This window comes from Cytophagaceae bacterium (assembly GCA_016722655.1).
GTDB lineage: Bacteria > Bacteroidota > Bacteroidia > Cytophagales > Spirosomataceae > Leadbetterella.
Map to the genome: position 1 here is coordinate 63384 of JADKIR010000005.1, position 17829 is coordinate 81212.

The window sequence follows — 17829 nt, forward strand, 5'->3', positions numbered from 1 at the left end:
TTTTGATTAAAACGCTAAATTAATTGAATCATTTATTCTGTAAGACTTATTTTTGTAAAAAAGTAATCTTAAAATATGAAAATTCTTGCGGTTGGACGCAATTACGTGGCTCATATTGCCGAACTCAACAACGAAAAACCCGATCAGCCGGTAATATTTTCGAAGCCTGAAACGGCCATTTTGCGTAACAATGAGCCTTTCTATTATCCTGATTTTACGCAAGATATTCATCATGAAGTGGAGATTTTGCTCAAGATATCTAAAATGGGAAAAAATATCGAAGAAAAATTTGCTCATAAATATTATGAGGAAATCGGTCTGGGTATTGATTTCACGGCCCGCGATATTCAGACCCAACTCAAAAATAAAGGCCTGCCCTGGGACCTGGCCAAAGGTTTCAATGGCTCAGCACCCATTTCGGAGTTTATTCCAAAGGCAGGTTATGATATGCAAAATCTCAATTTTTCGCTCGATGTAAACGGTGAAAGACGTCAGACAGGAAATACTTCGCTCATGCTATATTCGTTTGATTATCTGATTGCTTTTATTTCCAGATACTTTACATTGAAAACCGGAGATATCATTTACACCGGTACGCCTGCGGGTGTTGGTCCGGTAAAAATAGGCGATAAGCTGACCGGAAAAATTGAAGAAAAAGTGATGTTTGATTTTGAAGTGAAATAAATGATTCTAAAAAAATATTTTAAAACTGCTTTCCTGATTATTGGTTTAAAAACCGCAATTGCACAAAGTCCATTTCCCAAAGGATATTTCATTATGCCCATAGCTCCCGGTCAGGCGACTTCGCTTTCAGGTTGTTTTGGCGATATCCGTATCAATCATTTCCATGCCGGTTTAGATATCCGCACGGGTGGGGTAGAAGGTAAAAATGTTTACGCTGCCGCCGGTGGTTATGTATCAAGAATAAAAATCCAGAATGGAGGCTATGGAAACGCCATCTATATTACGCATCCCAATGGTTACACGACGGTTTATGCTCATTTGAAAGTTCTGAACGATACACTTCAAAAATATCTGGTAGCACAGCAATATTTACAAAAAACCTGGGAGATCGACCTTTCGCTGAATCCGGAGCAGTTTAAAGTCAAACAAGGTGACCTGATGGCACTTTCCGGCAATACGGGTGGCTCGGCTGGACCACACCTGCATTTCGAAATCAGAGACGAAAAAGAAAACGTTTTGGATCCCTCTCAGTTTGGATTTTCAGACCTGAAAGATGTCGCAGCTCCGGTAATTGAAATGATATCTTTGAAAACCATGTCTAAAGATGCCCGCATAAACGGGAAGTTTGGATTGTTTAATTTTCCGGTCATCAAAAACAAAAAGGGTGAGTATGTGTTGGCTCAAAAAATATATGCAAAAGGACTCATTGGTCTGGAAGTGCTGACCTATGACCGCAGCGGTAATTCACCGTTTCGTCAAGGGGTAAACCGGATTATTCTTCAGGTTAACGCAGAAAAAACATTCGACTTTAAACTGGACAAAATGGCTTTCCATAACAGGCTTTCCATGAACACCCACGTAAACTATGAAAAGCTAATCAACAAAGGCCAAAAGATTCATAGGTGCTATGTGCTTGATGGAAATGATTTCGATTTTTATAGTACAGGAAATGAAAAAGGGAAATTTTCGATAAAAAACGATACCAATGCGGTTAAATTGGAGGTTTTTGATTCTTTCATGAATTCTGCCCGTTTGGAATTTAAAATTCTGAACGAAAGCCTTGATAAAAGTGTCAGCCCGGCCATCAAAAAGTCACCGCCGACAGTAGGAATTTCGGACAATTTTCTATTCCTAAACTATCAGGGCAGTGACAGTATTCCTGAGAAGATTACTGTAAAAGCAAATGGAAAATTCGATACTACTTATTTTGAAAAATCAATTCAAAACAACTGGTTAAAAGTATTTGATTTGAGCGAAAATTTTATTGAAGAACTCCGGGTAGGAAACAAGAAAATGGATGTTCCGGTTAATTATTTCATAAGGAAATCAGAGCCAAATTTTAAATCAGAAAAATTCGATATTGATTTTCAGAAATCTGTATTTTTTGATGCTCCGGTAAATATGCAGGAAAAGGAGAATAAATTAATTCTGCACGAAGATATTATCCCGCTGAAAAGTCAGGCCACGGTAACCTGGAAGTATTTCAATGCACCTAACTATATTGATAAATTCGGCATTTATCTTCAGGACCGAAAACCAAAGTTTATTGGAGGAGAATGGGCAAAAAACGAAATCAAATTTAATATCAAAGAATTTGGAACCTATCAATTGATGTACGATGGCGTGCCACCCCTGATTACCCCACGAACTCTTGATTCCAATTCCTTGAAATACAGGATTTCAGACGAGCTTTCTGGAATAAAAACTATCAACTGCACCGTAAACGACGAATGGGTGCTGATGAATTATGAGTTTAAATCGGGTTTAATATGGTCAGAAAAAGCAGACAAATCAAAACCTTTTTCGGGTAAAGTTGTTTTATCTATAACAGACAACGCCGGCAATATTGCCAGGCACGAAACCGAAATTATCAACAAAAACAATGAGACCGGAAATTAATTCACAAGCCCCTGATTTTGAAGCTTTAAATCAGGATGGAAAAGCAGTAAAACTCAGCGATTTCAGAGGGAAAAAAGTAGTTTTATATTTTTATCCCAAAGACAATACTCCCACCTGTACTACCCAGGCGTGTAATCTGAGAGACAATTATGAGCAGCTTTTAAAAAATGGATATGTCGTATTAGGTGTGAGCGTGGATAATGTAAAATCGCATGCAAAATTTAAAGCTAAGTTTGAGCTACCTTTTGACTTAATTGCCGACCCTGATCATGCCATCGTTGATAAATACGGCGTTTGGGGCGAAAAAATGATGTACGGCAAAAAGTACATGGGTACTTTCAGGACCACTTTTGTGATTGATGAAAAAGGAATCATAACCGAAATCATCGATAAAGTGGAATCAAAAGCCCACACTTCTCAAATTATTGCCTGATTTTTTTTCGATACAAAAACTAAAAAGATATTTGATTCGTTTTATCTCTACATTTGTAAAAATTTCAAATTTCAATTGAAAAAACGTATTCTTAAATTTTTGACTGTATTCATGACACTGATTACTCTGCTGAGTAGTCATGGCTATGCTTATTTTAAGCATACCTGTCTGATTACCAAAAAGGAAACGGTTTCAATAAAACTTCATACCTGCTATGGAGATTACAAGCCTGAGCGTGACAACGGTACGAAAATCAAAAGGTCTTCCTGTTGTAAAATTGAGCATCTGGTCAATAAGGTGGATACCGGTGGGAAATTTGATTCTAATCTGCATTTTGATGTTTTCTGTTACCATACCAAACCCTCAGTTTTTGATTTTAAACAAGCTGAATCCAATTTAACCGAATGTTCAGGATATCATTTTTATTCTGATTCCTCTCCTCCTGTCACAAAGTTGTTTATTCTGAATAATTCATTTTTAATTTAAGAAATACATATAAGTACTTTTAATTAAGTGTTTTATGTTTTTTTGAATTTATGAAAAATGAAAAATATTCTGTTTCTATTAATTATATTTAGTTCCAGTGCCTTCGCACAGTCAATCAAAGGGAATATTAAAGATTCTCAAAATCAGGTTTTGCCCGGTGTAATCGTTAGTATTATTGGTGAAAAAGGCAATGTGGTGTTTTCAGACGAAAAAGGTGATTTTTCAATTAAACCCGCAACTCATAATCCCAAACTGGTTTTTACATTATTAGGTTTTAATTCTGATACCATTTCAATCCAAAACGACCAATTTCTGACTATTGTCCTGAAAGAATCTAACGCCACCCTTGACGCTTTGGTGGTAAATGGCAATGCCACAGTAATAGATCGTTTGTCGGCTATTCAAACCGAAACCCTCACCAGCAAGGCACTCACCAAGGCCGCTTGTTGCAATCTGAGCGAAAGTTTTGAAACCAATGCCTCAGTAAGTGTAAGTTATGCCGACGCAGTTACCGGTGCCAAGCAGATACAAATGCTGGGATTGAGCGGGGCTTATATTCAAACCAATCTCGAAAATATACCTAATCTTCGGGGTTTGGCTGCCACTTTTGGTCTCAATTACATTCCCGGTACCTGGATACAGTCTATTGATATTGGAAAAGGTGTGGGTTCTGTGGTTAATGGCTACGAAAACATGGCGGGCGTGATTAATGTGGAAATTAAAAAGCCTGAAAATTCGGAAAGATTCCTTCTAAACGCTTATCTCAACCATTGGGGAAGGGCTGAAATGAACCTCAATGTTTCCAGAAAACTAAATCCGAAATGGTCTATGGGTATTCTGAGTCATGGATCGGCACTTCCCACCGAATTTGACCGAAATAATGACGGTTTTCGTGATTTACCAAGATATCAACAGATCAATCTCATTAACCGGTGGAAATATCAGTCAGATAAATATATGGCTCAGTTTGGTGCAAAATATCTGGCAGAAAACCGTTCCGGTGGGCAAATGGGCTTTGTCTCGGCAAAAGAAAGTCCATTGATTTATGGGTTTTCCAATCAGACCCAACGTTTTGAAGTTTTTTCTAAAACGGCAAGGCTTTTCCAGGAAAAACCATTTCGGGGTCTGGGTTTGATTCTCAATTACTCGGCACATTTTTCTGATTCCTATTTCGGACAAAAGCCCTATTTCGCCAACCAAAACAGTTTTTATCTTAATCTGATTTATCAGGATAAAATTGTGGATACCCGCCATACTTACAAAACCGGAATCAGTTATCTGAATGATAATTATGATGAAAAATTAGGTGGTCTTACAAGGATCAGAAATGAATCAGTGCCGGGAATATTTTATGAATACACCTACAATCATTTGGACCGCACCGTTTTATTGTTAGGTGCCAGATTGGACCATCATAATCTTTTTGGGACTAAGTTTACACCCAGATTACATTTCAAGCAAGATATTGGGCAAAATGACACCTGGAGGCTGAGTGCGGGCACCGGCTTCAGAGTTGCCAATCCACTGGCTGAATACTTCGGTAATCTGGTAAGTAGCAGGTCGGTAGTGTTTTTAGAAGAACTTTTGCCGGAAGAATCAATAAATATCGGTACTTCTTACATTAAGGAGATTGGAAGACTCTCATTTATGGCGGAATACTATTTTACAAAATTTAAGAACCAAATGGTGGCAGATGCTGAGCATACCCAGTATCTGTATTTTTATAATCTTGAAGGAAAATCCTATACCCAAAGTGGCCTTTTTGAGATTAACTATGGACCGCGAAAAAATTGGGAGCTTAAACTTGCCTATAAATTTGTGGAAAGCAAGCAGACATTAGGCAAACCCAATCAGGAAAAGATACTTTTTGACAAAATGTTTTTGCCTAAAAACCGGGTTTTAATCAACGTAGCCTATGCATTGCCTTATGACAAATGGAAATATGACTTTACCTTACAATGGAACGGTAAGAGGAGAATCCCTAATTCAGGGAACAATTTTGATCTGCTCAATTACCGGACCATGCCCGTAGTTTATTCGGCTTCTTTTGTAAATCTCAATGCTCAAATCAACAGAAATTTTCCAAAAGTTGAAATCTATCTGGGCGGAGAGAATCTTACAAATTTTAAGCAAAAAGATCCGATTGTTTCGGCTGACCAGCCATTTTCTAATAACTTTGATGCGGGTTTGGCCTGGGGGCCTGTGGTGGGGGCTACCATTTATACCGGTTTTCGTTATAAAGTTCCTTAATTTTTAATCCGTATTTTTCTTAAAATGGTAATTGTAAATTTCTGAATATCAAATAAATAAATTTTAAAAATAATGAAAAAGATTCTTGGTGTTTTGTCTATAGTATTGTTTATATCCTTTTCGGGTTTTGCCCAAAAATCTGCCACCATAGAAGAGGTAACCTTTAAGACTTCTGCCAAATGTGGAATGTGCAAAGAACGTATCGAGCATGATTTGAGTCTGACAAAAGGCGTAGAAAAGGCAGTTTTAAATCTGGATGATAAAACTGTTCAAATTTCTTATAACGCCAAAAAAACTAATCCTGAGAAATTGAAAGTAAAAATCTCGAAAATTGGCTATGATGCCGACGAAGTGATTGCAGATCAGAAATCTCATGATAAATTACCTGCATGTTGCCAAAAAACTGCTGATGCTCATCAATAAAAAAGGTCAATTGAAATCTAAAAATTATGAAAGTAGAATTAAACAGAGTTGATGATGCCTTTCATTTTCAGGCGAAAGGTGCATCTGAAATTGTCGTAAATATTGATGCGGCAGAAGCCATCGGCGGAAAAAACCAGGGAGCAAGACCAATGGAACTATTGCTCATGGGTCTGGGTGGATGTACTTCCATCGATGTGATTTTGATTTTGAAAAAACAAAGGCAAGCATTGGAAGACATTAAACTCGTCATTGAGGGGGATCGTGAAAAAATTGAGGGAACCGAAATGAGCCCATTCCGGAAAATCAATATTCATTTTATTCTGAAGGGAAATCTGGATGCAAAAAAAGTAGAAAAAGCGATTGAATTGTCGATGGAAAAATACTGTTCGGCAACCGCTCAATTATCATGTTCTGCCCAAATAACCCACACTTATGAGCTAGTCTGAGAGGTTTGGCACGAAGATTGATTTTTTAATTTTATTAATCACAAAATAAATAAGATTATGAAATCAAAAATCGCTCTCCTAACATTAATTATCGCCCTTGGATTCAGTTCATTTGCTGCCGATTCTCCCATTGCCTTCGGCAAAAAGAGAGGTAAAAAAGCAAAAACTGAAAAATGTTGCTCAGAAGCTTCAAAATCGCATTGTAAAACAGAGGCTGAAAAAGGAAAAACAGCTTGCTGTGTCAAGAAATAAGTTATAAGATTAAATTTTTCAAAAGGCTTCCATTTTTTTGGAAGCCTTTTTTTTGTTATTTTTACGAAAAAAAACATCCGATAAGTGAAGCAATATCAAGATCTTTTAAAACATATTTTGGACGAGGGTACTCAGAAAACCGACCGCACAGGTACAGGTACAATCAGTGTTTTTGGATATCAGATGAGGTTTGATCTTAATGAAGGATTTCCATTGGTAACCACCAAAAAAGTACACATGAAAAGCATTATTCATGAACTTTTATGGTTTATCAAAGGTGAAACCAATATTGCGTATCTTAAAGAAAATGGAGTCAGTATCTGGAACGAATGGGCAGATGAAGAGGGAAATCTGGGTCCGGTTTATGGTAAGCAATGGCGTTCATGGTCAGGCAATAATGGAGAAGTAGATCAGCTCAAAGAAGTTTTGTCTCAATTAAAAAACAATCCCGATTCCCGCAGAATCATCGTTTCGGCCTGGAACGTAGGAGAGCTTTCTCAAATGGCTTTGATGCCTTGTCACGCATTTTTTCAGTTTTATGTGGCTGATAATAAGCTTTCCTGTCAGTTGTACCAACGCAGTGCAGATGTATTTTTAGGTGTTCCTTTCAATATTGCTTCTTATGCCCTTTTGACCATGATGATCGCTCAGGAATGTAACCTGGAATTAGGCGATTTTGTCTGGACCGGTGGCGATACACATATTTACTCCAACCATCTGGAGCAGGTCAATACCCAATTGAGCCGTGAACCAAGACCTTTACCCAAATTGAAAATAAATCCTGAGGTAAAGTCAGTTTTTGATTTCAAATTCGAAGATTTTGAATTGGTCGATTACAACCCATATCCCGGCATAAAAGCTCCTGTGGCTATTTGATGAGCCAAATTCATTTTGCAATTCTTTCAATCCAACTTTCATCATGACAATCCTCAAGGAGCTTAGTAACTGATTTTCTGAATTTTGGATGAAAATAATCGGGTGATATTTCACAAACAGGCTCAAGTACAAACCGCCTTTTTTGGATGTAAGGATGTGGAATGCTTAAATTTTCTGAGGAAATAGAAACTTCATTAAAAAACAGAATATCGATATCAATAATTCTGCTCTCCCATTTCTTAGATCTGATTCTTCCCATTTTTTCCTCAATAGCCAGAATCATATTTAATACTTTGAAAGGCCAAAAATTAGTTTCAATTTCTATGGCCATATTATAGTAATTGTCCTGATTTTCAACTCCCCAAGCCTGGGTTTCGTAAACAGAGGATTTTTTCTTTATGGTCCCAATTTCGGATTCAATCAGATTAATAGCTTCCTGAAGATTGGAATTTTTATCGCCCAGATTGGTGCCCAGACCCAAAATCAACCGATTCATATCTTTATAGCACTCGGTTGTTTAAAGCTTTCCATCACCTGAGAAAGTTCAAATAGAAAGGTTTTATCGGTTTCAAGGGCATTTCCCACAATGATTACATCAGCACCGGCTTGCAGGGCATTATAGGCTTTTTCTGCGGTATTGATTCCGCCTCCCACTATCAATGGCACCGATGTATTTCGATGAACGGCTTCGATTACTTTTTTGTCAACCGGATTTTTGGCTCCTGAGCCTGCATCAAGATACAATAATCTTAAACCCAACATTTCACCGGCCATTGCAGTAGCAGCAGCCACATCAGGTTTATCATTTGGTAGGGGAGTGGTATTGCTAATATAAGAAACAGTCGTCGCTTTTCCGCCATCAACAAGCATGTAACCGGTAGGAAGTATTTCGAGTTGGCTGCGTTTCAAGGCTGGTGCCGAAATTACATGTTGGCCAATCAGGAATTCAGGATTTCGTCCGGAAATCAAAGATAAAAATAAAATAGCATCGGCTTGATTATCAATGTGAAGGCTGTTTCCGGGAAATAAAATAATAGGGATATTAGTTTCTTTTTTCAGGAAATGAATGCTTTGACCTAAAAAATCACTTGAAATCAAACTTCCACCTACCAAAATGAAGTCAATGGGATGCTGATTTATGAGCCCCACCCAGTTTTTTAGAATATCATAATCAAGTTTATCGGGGTCGAGCAGCACCCCAAGAGATTTTTTCTTACTTTCTTTATTCTCAATTATTTTCTTCAGTACCATCCGAATCCTTATTCAATTGCTCTAATAATTCCATTATTTTGTTTTTGGCCAAAGTAAGCAATACCGAAGTAACCATTCCGCTCATGGCCGTACTGATAAATGATGGAGAATCTTTTTGCCGGGCTTTATCTTCATTATTTTCTTCATCGTCGTCATCCATGAAAATTTTAGAAAAAGCATAAGCAGCGACCACAATTCCGCCGATTATCAACAAATTCTTACTTTTATCTTTGTAATCACCCAACTGATTTTTAATAGCCAAAGTGGCACTTTCAAGGGTATCTTCCAATTGTGATTTTTTTCGGTCTCTTTCGTCCATCTAAAAATATTCTTTTGCTTTGCGAAGTTAATGTAATTGTTTTAAAAAAGAGAAGAATGTATTTTTTTGTGCAATTTTAAATATGAATTGTATATTTCTTAGGTGTGAAAAAGAATTTTTCTTAATCTTTTCTGAATAATAAACCCTGAGAATCAAATGCCCATAGTCCGGTTTTTAGATTGAAATCAATGATGGTTTTCAAATGATTTTCATCAGCAACTACCAACTTTTGAATTTTCGCAATACTACAGGGTAGTATTTTTTCGATTTGAGAAATAATTAATTTCGAATCATTATTCAAAATTCCTTTTTTCTTTTTTTCGATGCATACATCACAAATTCCGCAATTTTTGTCTGAAGTTTCATCAAAATAATCCTGAATGAAGAGCATCCGGCATTTTGATTTTTGCAATGTATAGTTCTTGATTGCCCTCAAAGCCCGCTTTTCATTAATCTTTCTTTCTTCCAGCTCCCTATGGTTTATACTTAGTCTGTCAGGATCCTGAATTTCAGTCAAAAAGCCTAATTGTGACGCATTTTTTTGTGGAATATAATCGACCAATTCCAACTGCTGCATTTTCTCAAGAATTTTCACCACTTCCTCTACCGGAGAGAGATAAGCCTGACTAATTTCTTTTTCCGAAATATTGATATATGAGGTGAATATCTCACCACCATAAATCCTTAAAAGTGTTTTGATAAATAAGTCGCTCTTTGGGCTGTTGTTTTGGAAGTTGAATATTTGCCCTGAAGATGCCGTAAATTTCAATTTGGGAGGATTATGATAGGCATCACTCAGATAAATCAGCCCCTGACTTTCCAGTAATTTCAACGCGTAATGCGTCTGATAAACATTTAAACCAAATGTGGATGCGAAACTATGTAAATCAAAATCGAAGCTTTTTTGAGGGTTACTTTCAAATGCTTGCTGATAATAATTGATTAATGACTGATAAATTTTAGATAAAAAACTGTCATCAGGATATTTATTGTCAAGGTTATGTTCCAGATTTTCGATATCAGAATGATTAAAAAGGGAAACTGCGTAGGCTTTTTTCTCGTCTCTTCCTGCCCGGCCGGACTCCTGATAATAAGCTTCCAGGTTTTCGCACAAATCAACATGAACCACTAGTCTTACGTCAGCTTTGTCAATTCCCATCCCGAATGCATTGGTCGAGACCACCACCCGGGTTTTATTGTTAATCCAGTCATCCTGTTTTTTATTTCTCTCTTTGAGGCTTAATCCTGCGTGATAGAAATCAGCAGATATCTTGTGCTTTTTCAAAAAACGGGCAAATTCCACGGTTCGGTTTCTGGTTTTGGCATAGACTATCGCTGTTCCCTCAATGGAATTGATGATTTGTAAAAGTTTTTCTTCTTTTAGCTCTGTTTCAATCGAACTGTAGGATAGGTTCTCTCTGGCAAAACTTTTCAGAAAAACCTGAGTCTTTTTCAATTCCAGTTTATCTATAATATCTTTTCTGACTTTGAGTGTTGCGGTGGCCGTAAGGGCAATGGTTGGAACATGTGGAATGAGTTTTCTGAACTCGGATATTTTGAGATATGCCGGCCTGAAATCGTAACCCCATTTTGAGATACAATGAGCTTCATCTATTGCTAATAAACTTATAGGTAAGTATTTAACCCTGTTAATGAATGCATCGGCTTTAAGCCTTTCGGGAGAAACATAAAGGAACTTCAGGTTTCCATTGGTGGCATTTTCCAAAATCTCGTTGATTTCTCCCGACCTTTGACCCGAATAAATAGCTGCAGCTGAAATATTTCTTGCATTTAATTGAAAAACCTGATCTTTCATCAAGGCAATTAATGGGGAAATAACCAGACAAAGCCCATCAAAAAACATGCCCGGCACCTGAAAACAGATTGATTTTCCACCACCGGTAGGCAAGAGAGCCAGGGTATCTTTTTTATTTATAATACTTTCAATAATTTCCTCTTGCAAAGGCCTGAATCGGTCATATCCCCAATATTTTTTTAAAATATCTAATGCTGCAAGCATACTTTTTTATGAAAATTTACGTACTTGAGTGTAAAACTATCGAATATTTTTTCTGGATAGAAAACATTAGGTGTTTTAATGATTTATCTTTACCAAAAATCGCAAACCCGTAATTTTTGTTTATGAAAAGAATTTTTACTCTACTCATGTTCATGTGCTTTTTTTTGGTGACAAAAGCACAAATCAAATATGATTTTAAGGTAGAAAAAAGAAAGGCTCCTGATGTGGTTTGTCCGGCCAGATTTGTGGATAGTCCCTCTTTTCGGGATATGCCCGCTTATGTAAAAGATCGAATCAATAATCCTAAAGCAAGAATTGCGGCTAATCCTCAGGGGGCGACTTTTGATGTTACTTATGTTGGTTTTCCGGAAGAAGCCAAAGCGGCATTTCAGCGGGCGGTAGATATTTGGGCAAATATGTTACGTTCAACGGTCAATATTAAAGTTACCGCTTATTGGGAGTCTTTGGATAATGGTGTTTTAGGCTCAGCAAATACTACAAATTATTATCGCAATTTTTCCGGGGCAAGAGAGGTAAATACCTATTATCCTATTGCTTTGGCTGAAAAACTCGCCGGCAAAGAAGTAAATTCTATCAATGAAGATGATATTTTTTGTCGGTTTAATTCAGATATGCCCTGGTATTTCGGTACCAGTAGCAGTGTACCCTCCAATACATTTGATTTTACCTCTATAGTTTTGCACGAACTTGGTCATGGACTGGGTTTTGTATCCTCTATGCGGGTTTCGGGTACTCAAGGTTCATATGGTTTTGGTGGTTCTTTTTATTCGATTTTTGATAAATTTATAATTAAGCAAACCGATTCTAAGTATTTGGTTGATACACTTAATTATAAAAACCCTTCCGCTACCCTCAAAACTGCTTTGACAAGTAAAGATTTAAATTTTGTCGGACCTAATACTGCCTATGAGCCGGTGGATTCCCGCATCAAGCTTTATGCACCTTCTACATGGGAAAGCGGCTCGAGTATTTCCCATCTGGATGATGTAAAATATGGAAAAGGCGGGCCAAATTCATTGATGACACCAACTGCTAGTTACAGAGAAAAAAACCTTGATCCCGGTCCGCATACAATGGCGATTTTTGCGGAAATGGGCTGGAAAAGTACTTCAATTTCACATGAACCATTAAAAAATATTCTTGCTGCCCGTAAAGTGAGATTTGAGGCAAAAATACTCTCAGATACAAGTTTGGTTAGCAATTCAGCAAAAATTTCGTATATATTAAATGATGCAGCTGCCTCAACTGCGGTAGTATTGCCTTTACAAAAAGGTTCAAATGGTTTATATTTCGCAGATATTGATTTACCGGCAAATTCAAAGAAAATTGAATATTATTTTAGTGTAATTGACAATTTTAAAGATACAGTCACTGCACCGGCAAGCGGTGGATTTGGCAATCAAAATTATATTTATAGTTTTGAAATTGGCCAAAAAGATCAATTTGGCCCGGTAATCGAGCACTACCAGCCGGAAATCCTGATTTCTGATTCTCCAGTAAGCTTGGTGGCAAATGTTGAAGACGATTACCAGGAAGGTATTGATACTGTGTATGTAGAATATTCAGTAAATGGTATTAGTCAGTCTCCAATTGGTTTGAAAAAATATCGCCCGGGTATTGATAACCCCGATTTTTCTCAGGGTTCAGCTGATATTTTTGCTTATTTTCAGGAAAATGGTATCAAAAATCTTAAAGATGGGGATTTGGTAAAATACAGGATTATTGCTCAGGATAAATCCAAAAATAAAACCATTCTTCCTACGTATTATGGCGGAGAAAATGTTGAAGATACGCCTCAGGCTACATTTTATGAGTTTTTAATAACAGACCTAAAAGGAAATCCCGTAAAGGAATATTCCACTGATTTCGAAACTGATAACGGAGATTTTGCAAAACTTGGATTTTCAATAACGCAGCCTTCAGGTTTTACCAGTAATGGTTTACATAGTAGTCATCCCTATAAAAATGGAATCGGGCTATTGGATCCTGCCACCGATTTTCCATATATGTCTTTTGAAAGAAATGAAATCGCCATGCTAAAAGTGCCCATTGAGTTGAAATCTACTGGTGCCACGGTTACTTTTGATGAGGTGGTTTTGGTTGAACCTGGTGAGGCGGGATCTGTTTATGGAGAAAATGGTTTCTTTGATTTCGTGGTTGTGGAAGGTTCACTAGATGGTGTTTTCTGGTTTCCTCTGGAAGATGGTTATGACAGCCGCAAATATGCGACAATGGAAAAACTATATAATTCGAAGAAGAATAGTGGGACACAATCAAATTCAACCGCTACAGGAACCTTAACTTACCAAAAAAGCCGGACAATAGAAATTTATGGAGATGAATTGACCAGTGATTTTGCCGGTGAAACCATGCTTTTGCGTTTTAGGTTATATGCCGATCAATGGACCAATGGTTGGGGTTGGTCTATAGATAATTTGTATGTGCAGAAAGCCGCTCCCAAAGTATTATCTAATGATCCCAACCAGATTCTTGGCTTAAAAATGGGGCCTAATCCCAGTCAGAGTCATTTTAAAGTTGAATATCAGGCAGAAACTGAAAATCAGGTAAAAATTGAGATTTTTGATATGAAAGGCAGAACTTATTATACTGACGAGATTCCAACTGATGCCAAAAACCTGAATCATGATATTAATATTTCAAACCTAAAGCCAGGCACCTATTTATTGAAACTGACTGAAAATGAACGGAAAATCATAAAAAGATTTGTAAAATTATAAAATAGAAATCCTCCGAAACCGGGGGATTTTTTTTGCAAGGCTATTGACTTAATTTATTAATTTTGGGAATGGTTTTTGTATTCTGATTACACTTATTGCTATCAGTTTTTCGTTTCTTTTTTTATACATTCATAGTTAAATGAAAAAAGTCTTTTTTTTATTATTTATCAGTTTTCATGTATTTGCTCAGGATATTTTATTTCTGAATGTTGACAGCACTGATATTTTCGTTATTAAATCCTCTGAAAATATTGAACTCAAAAAGATGTTGGAAAATCCTGAAAATTTGACATTTATGATCGATTTTTCGGAGAAATATCATCAGGACTTTAATAGTGCGATGATTAATTCCAAACTATTAAGTACCAACATTGATGAACTCGAAATGGAATTGTTTGATAAAAAACAAAGCCAAATGAAGTTTCTAAATGATTCCAAGGACAAAATCAATCCGGACTTATATACTTTGATTAGCAATGAAATAAAATTTAATTACTGGTATCAAATATTTGCTTTTCCAATTATTAGAGGCAATGCGGACCAAGGTTTTAAAAAGGTTGTTTCCTTACCAACAGTAATTTCAGAGGGATTAAACGAAAATATGATCAATGATGATAATTTGCTCAAAATCAGCTCTTTCAGGTCCTTGTTGTATTATTATTTAACTTACCAAAACTCTTCAAAACGAAAATTTGAAAAATATTCTGACAACCTTCAGGCTACTCATGATAAATCAGATTACGCTTTAAATCATTTTAAAGGAGAGGTATTGGATTATCTGCTTGCCGATTTATTAAATCACCATAAGGCACTTCTTACCCAAAATTTGACCAAAAATATTCTCGGCCAGATCAAAGATAAACAATACAAAAAATATTTGGAAGGTGGTTTTTTAGAGACAGTTGTAAAAAATGAAGAGATTTCCAACAAAATCAAAGCCGAAGAAGCCGCTAATTCTATTAAAAATGATTGGCAGGATATGTTAACCGTGGAAGGTAAGCCTTTTGATATGTCAAAGTACCTGGGCAAGGTGGTTTATATAGATTTTTGGGCCAGTTGGTGCGGGCCTTGTCGTAAAGAAATGCCGTTTTCAAAAGAAATGCATGAAAGTCTGACCCCGGCTCAAAAAGAGAAAATTGTGTTTTTGTATATTTCTATTGATGAAAAAGAAGAAGCATGGCGAACAGGGATGGAAAAACTGGGTCTTAATATATTTCAAAATGCATTTGCCACAGGAGCCTGGGCCGCAAAAGTAGTGCAAAAATTTAAAATCACCGGAATCCCCAGATACATGATCATGGACAAATCAGGCAAAGTAATAAAAATGGATGCCAGCCGGCCTAGCAACCCTGATACGCTAAAGGAACTCATTTTGCTGGCAAACTGATATTTCGATTTCTAAAAAATTACATTGAAAATCTTGATTTTTGTGATAATTTTGAATTTAAATAAATGAATCGAAGTTTTATTTAAAAGTACAATTAGTATGTTTAAATATTTGTTCCTGATATTATTGCTTTTGATTTTTGTGGCTCCACTCCGCAGATTTTTATTTTGGCTTATTGTTGGACGTCAAATCGTGAATGAGCAGAAAAAATATCAAAAATCACAAAATCCCCCTCAAAGACCTGAAGGTGAAATCAAGGTGGACTATATACCCAAAAAGACAATAATTCACCTTCTTCAAGTGGTCAATATGTTGACTATGAAGAAGTCAAGTAGTTTTTTATGAGAAACAAACAATTTAATATCCCAATTTCAATTGATTTTGCGGTTCTGACATTACGGGTGATACCTTCACTATTTATGCTTATGCACGGCTATGGCAAACTAATGAAACTAATTGCCGGAGACTGGTCGTTTGCCGATCCTCTGGGTATAGGAGAGGGTTTATCGTTGATTATCACAATTTTTGCTGAATTGGTTCTGTCAATATTTGTGATTCTTGGTTTTATGACCCGGCCTGCACTTGTAGTTTTGATGGCTGTGATGACCGTTGCGGCTTTTATTGTTCACCATTCAGATCCATGGGACGTAAAAGAGCACGCTATACTGTTTTTAAGTATTTATACCGCAATATTTATTACCGGCCCAGGCAGGATTTCAATGGATAACCGGATTTTTGGTTAATCAAAAACGCATTTTTCTATTATTTTAGGAAAATGTTCGTATTCAAGCTGATGGACTTTTTCAGCTACTGTATCAGCAGTATCGGTCTCGTTTACAGTGCATTTGGCCTGAAAAATCACCTTTCCTTCATCGTATTTTTCGTTAACATAATGTATGGTTATACCTGATTCTTTCTCTTTCTGAGTTACTACCGCCTCATGTACGTGATGCCCCCACATGCCTTTACCGCCAAATTTTGGTAATAATGCCGGATGAATATTAATTATTTTTTCAGGAAAAGATTCAATCAAATTTTTAGGAATTAACCATAAAAAACCTGCTAAAATAACCCAATCAATACCTTGATTTTTAAGAAGTTCTACAATTTTATCAGATTTTGAAAATGTGTTTCGGTTGAAAATTACCACCGGAATGTTCATTCGGTTGGCTCTTTCAATCACTCCTGCTTGTGGATTATTTGTCAGAATTAATGAAATTTCAATTTCCTTATTCTCAATGAAATAATTAAATATGTTTTCTGCATTTGAACCTGAACCGGAAGCAAATATTGCTAGTTTTTTCATTAAATTTTAAAATGTATAAGTTTTTTAGATTTCTGTAAATCCAGGTTATTTAGTTTTTAGAATAAAGCAATGCTTCCCATCCCTATGAGCATTATGATTTTGCACCAGCGACTTAAAAAAGCAAAATGTTTTTTCCTGTCTGCGTTTACCAGTTTATAAATCAGGTATATAATGAATAACCCGATAATAGAAAAAACAGTAAATATTTTGAGATTTCCTATTTCAAATGTCAATAATATCACAAATACAACAAACACAAAAAGTAAAAAATAGATCAGGTATTTGGTCTTCCTTATGCCATAGACAATTGGTAATGTCTTGGCTCCATGTGTTTTATCCCCTCTGATGTCTTCAATATCCTTGATGATTTCCCTGATAAGATTAATAAAAAACGCAAACAGGGCATAGATATAAACCAGTTTGTTTTCAGGTTCAAAATATACTGCGATTTGTGCAATCGAAAGAGAGGTTAGAAGTGCTACAATGAGGTTTCCAATAAATGTTTTTTTCTTTAAAATCGATGCATAGAGCCATAATGTTGTAATCGAAAAAACATTGATAGCCAGGGTTTTCCATCCCAGAAAAAATGCCAATATCAAAGCTACACCACTAAGAATTTGATGAAAAAGTAAGGCCGTTCTCCTTTTAATGGTATTGCCTACAATCACTTCATCAGGTTTATTGATTCGATCAATTTTTACATCAAAATAGTCATTAATAATATATCCACTGCCAGCCACCAAAAGTGTAGAAACCACCATTATTAGAAACAAATAGTCTTTGTAGAAAGGTATTTCCTGATTTTTAATTAAAAAAATTCTTACCAATAGTTGCGTCACAGCAATTATCAGAAGGTTGGGATATCTTATGAGGCGGGCGAAGTTCTTGATATTAGGGTAAATGTTTTTCCAAATTTATTAATAAAACCCTGAAATCAGAAACTGAGTTCTGTTTTTCAGAACCAAAGTGCTAAAATTTAATTTAAATTTACATTAATCATAAATTGATCGGAATAGAGGTTTTGCTGGAATCATTTTA

18 protein-coding genes and 1 pseudogene are annotated in these 17829 nt (G+C 36.2%); 13 read left to right on the forward strand and 6 right to left on the reverse strand.

Features of this window, described 5'->3' with window-relative positions; genetic code table 11:
• Positions 1-75 precede the first annotated feature (75 nt).
• The 9 genes from IPP61_16035 (at position 76) to thyA (ending at position 7749) form a co-directional block, all read left to right on the forward strand.
• Entirely contained in the window at positions 76-684 is a 609-nt protein-coding gene (locus IPP61_16035; GenBank protein MBL0326661.1) for a fumarylacetoacetate hydrolase family protein, read from the forward strand.
• Complete coding sequence (locus IPP61_16040) at positions 685-2583, forward strand: M23 family metallopeptidase (protein ID MBL0326662.1); 1899 nt, start codon at positions 685-687, stop codon at positions 2581-2583.
• Positions 2567-3016 carry a thioredoxin-dependent thiol peroxidase gene (bcp, locus tag IPP61_16045; protein ID MBL0326663.1) on the forward strand — a complete coding sequence of 150 codons (450 nt, stop codon included), beginning with the start codon at positions 2567-2569 and terminating at the stop codon, positions 3014-3016. Before IPP61_16040 ends, bcp begins: the two co-directional genes overlap by 17 nt.
• Positions 3017-3127: 111 nt before the next feature.
• Positions 3128-3502 carry a hypothetical protein gene (locus tag IPP61_16050; GenBank protein ID MBL0326664.1) on the forward strand — a complete coding sequence of 125 codons (375 nt, stop codon included), beginning with the start codon at positions 3128-3130 and terminating at the stop codon, positions 3500-3502.
• 57 nt (positions 3503-3559) lie between these two features.
• Positions 3560-5752 carry a carboxypeptidase-like regulatory domain-containing protein gene (locus IPP61_16055; GenBank protein ID MBL0326665.1) on the forward strand — a complete coding sequence of 731 codons (2193 nt, stop codon included), beginning with the start codon at positions 3560-3562 and terminating at the stop codon, positions 5750-5752.
• A 72-nt stretch (positions 5753-5824) separates the two neighbouring features.
• On the forward strand, positions 5825-6175 hold the full coding sequence (locus tag IPP61_16060; protein ID MBL0326666.1) for a heavy-metal-associated domain-containing protein: 351 nt from the start codon (positions 5825-5827) through the stop codon (positions 6173-6175).
• 26 nt (positions 6176-6201) lie between these two features.
• Positions 6202-6621, forward strand: a complete 420-nt coding sequence (locus IPP61_16065; protein ID MBL0326667.1) for an OsmC family protein — start codon at positions 6202-6204, stop codon at positions 6619-6621.
• 57 nt (positions 6622-6678) lie between these two features.
• A complete protein-coding gene (locus IPP61_16070; GenBank protein ID MBL0326668.1) occupies positions 6679-6873 on the forward strand; it encodes a hypothetical protein in 195 nt (64 codons plus the stop codon).
• Between the two features lie 84 nt (positions 6874-6957).
• The gene (thyA, locus tag IPP61_16075; GenBank protein ID MBL0326669.1) at positions 6958-7749 is read left to right on the forward strand and encodes a thymidylate synthase; all 792 of its coding nucleotides are present in this window, start codon (positions 6958-6960) and stop codon (positions 7747-7749) included.
• Positions 7750-7759: 10 nt separating this feature from the next.
• On the opposite strand, the gene folK is transcribed toward thyA, so the two are convergent.
• The 4 genes from folK to IPP61_16095 all read right to left on the reverse strand — a co-directional run bounded on the left by folK (position 7760) and on the right by IPP61_16095 (position 11339).
• Positions 7760-8245 (reverse strand): 2-amino-4-hydroxy-6-hydroxymethyldihydropteridine diphosphokinase, encoded by a 486-nt coding sequence (folK, locus tag IPP61_16080; GenBank protein MBL0326670.1) that lies wholly within the window; start codon positions 8243-8245, stop codon positions 7760-7762.
• Complete coding sequence (locus IPP61_16085; protein ID MBL0326671.1) at positions 8242-9000, reverse strand: geranylgeranylglyceryl/heptaprenylglyceryl phosphate synthase; 759 nt, start codon at positions 8998-9000, stop codon at positions 8242-8244. The genes folK and IPP61_16085 overlap by 4 nt, the downstream gene beginning before the upstream one ends.
• On the reverse strand, positions 8978-9319 hold the full coding sequence (locus IPP61_16090) for a hypothetical protein (protein ID MBL0326672.1): 342 nt from the start codon (positions 9317-9319) through the stop codon (positions 8978-8980). The genes IPP61_16085 and IPP61_16090 overlap by 23 nt, the downstream gene beginning before the upstream one ends.
• A gap of 121 nt (positions 9320-9440) precedes the next feature.
• Positions 9441-11339 (reverse strand): RecQ family ATP-dependent DNA helicase, encoded by a 1899-nt coding sequence (locus IPP61_16095; GenBank protein ID MBL0326673.1) that lies wholly within the window; start codon positions 11337-11339, stop codon positions 9441-9443.
• A 122-nt stretch (positions 11340-11461) separates the two neighbouring features.
• Between IPP61_16095 and IPP61_16100 the strand changes: the two genes are divergently transcribed.
• The 4 genes and pseudogenes from IPP61_16100 to IPP61_16115 all read left to right on the forward strand — a co-directional run bounded on the left by IPP61_16100 (position 11462) and on the right by IPP61_16115 (position 16228).
• Positions 11462-14098, forward strand: coding sequence for a T9SS type A sorting domain-containing protein (locus tag IPP61_16100; GenBank protein MBL0326674.1), 2637 nt, complete (start codon positions 11462-11464; stop codon positions 14096-14098).
• Between the two features lie 139 nt (positions 14099-14237).
• Positions 14238-15485 carry a TlpA family protein disulfide reductase gene (locus IPP61_16105; GenBank protein MBL0326675.1) on the forward strand — a complete coding sequence of 416 codons (1248 nt, stop codon included), beginning with the start codon at positions 14238-14240 and terminating at the stop codon, positions 15483-15485.
• Between the two features lie 99 nt (positions 15486-15584).
• A pseudogene (locus IPP61_16110) lies at positions 15585-15820 on the forward strand (DUF4834 domain-containing protein).
• Positions 15821-15826: 6 nt separating this feature from the next.
• The gene (locus IPP61_16115) at positions 15827-16228 is read left to right on the forward strand and encodes a DoxX family protein (GenBank protein ID MBL0326676.1); all 402 of its coding nucleotides are present in this window, start codon (positions 15827-15829) and stop codon (positions 16226-16228) included.
• On the opposite strand, the gene purN is transcribed toward IPP61_16115, so the two are convergent.
• On the reverse strand, positions 16225-16791 hold the full coding sequence (gene purN, locus IPP61_16120; GenBank protein MBL0326677.1) for a phosphoribosylglycinamide formyltransferase: 567 nt from the start codon (positions 16789-16791) through the stop codon (positions 16225-16227). The two genes, IPP61_16115 and purN, sit on opposite strands and share 4 nt — an antisense overlap.
• 56 nt (positions 16792-16847) lie before the next feature.
• Positions 16848-17693: a geranylgeranylglycerol-phosphate geranylgeranyltransferase gene (locus tag IPP61_16125; protein ID MBL0326678.1), complete on the reverse strand. Its 846-nt coding sequence runs from the start codon at positions 17691-17693 to the stop codon at positions 16848-16850.
• Positions 17694-17829: the final 136 nt, after the last annotated feature.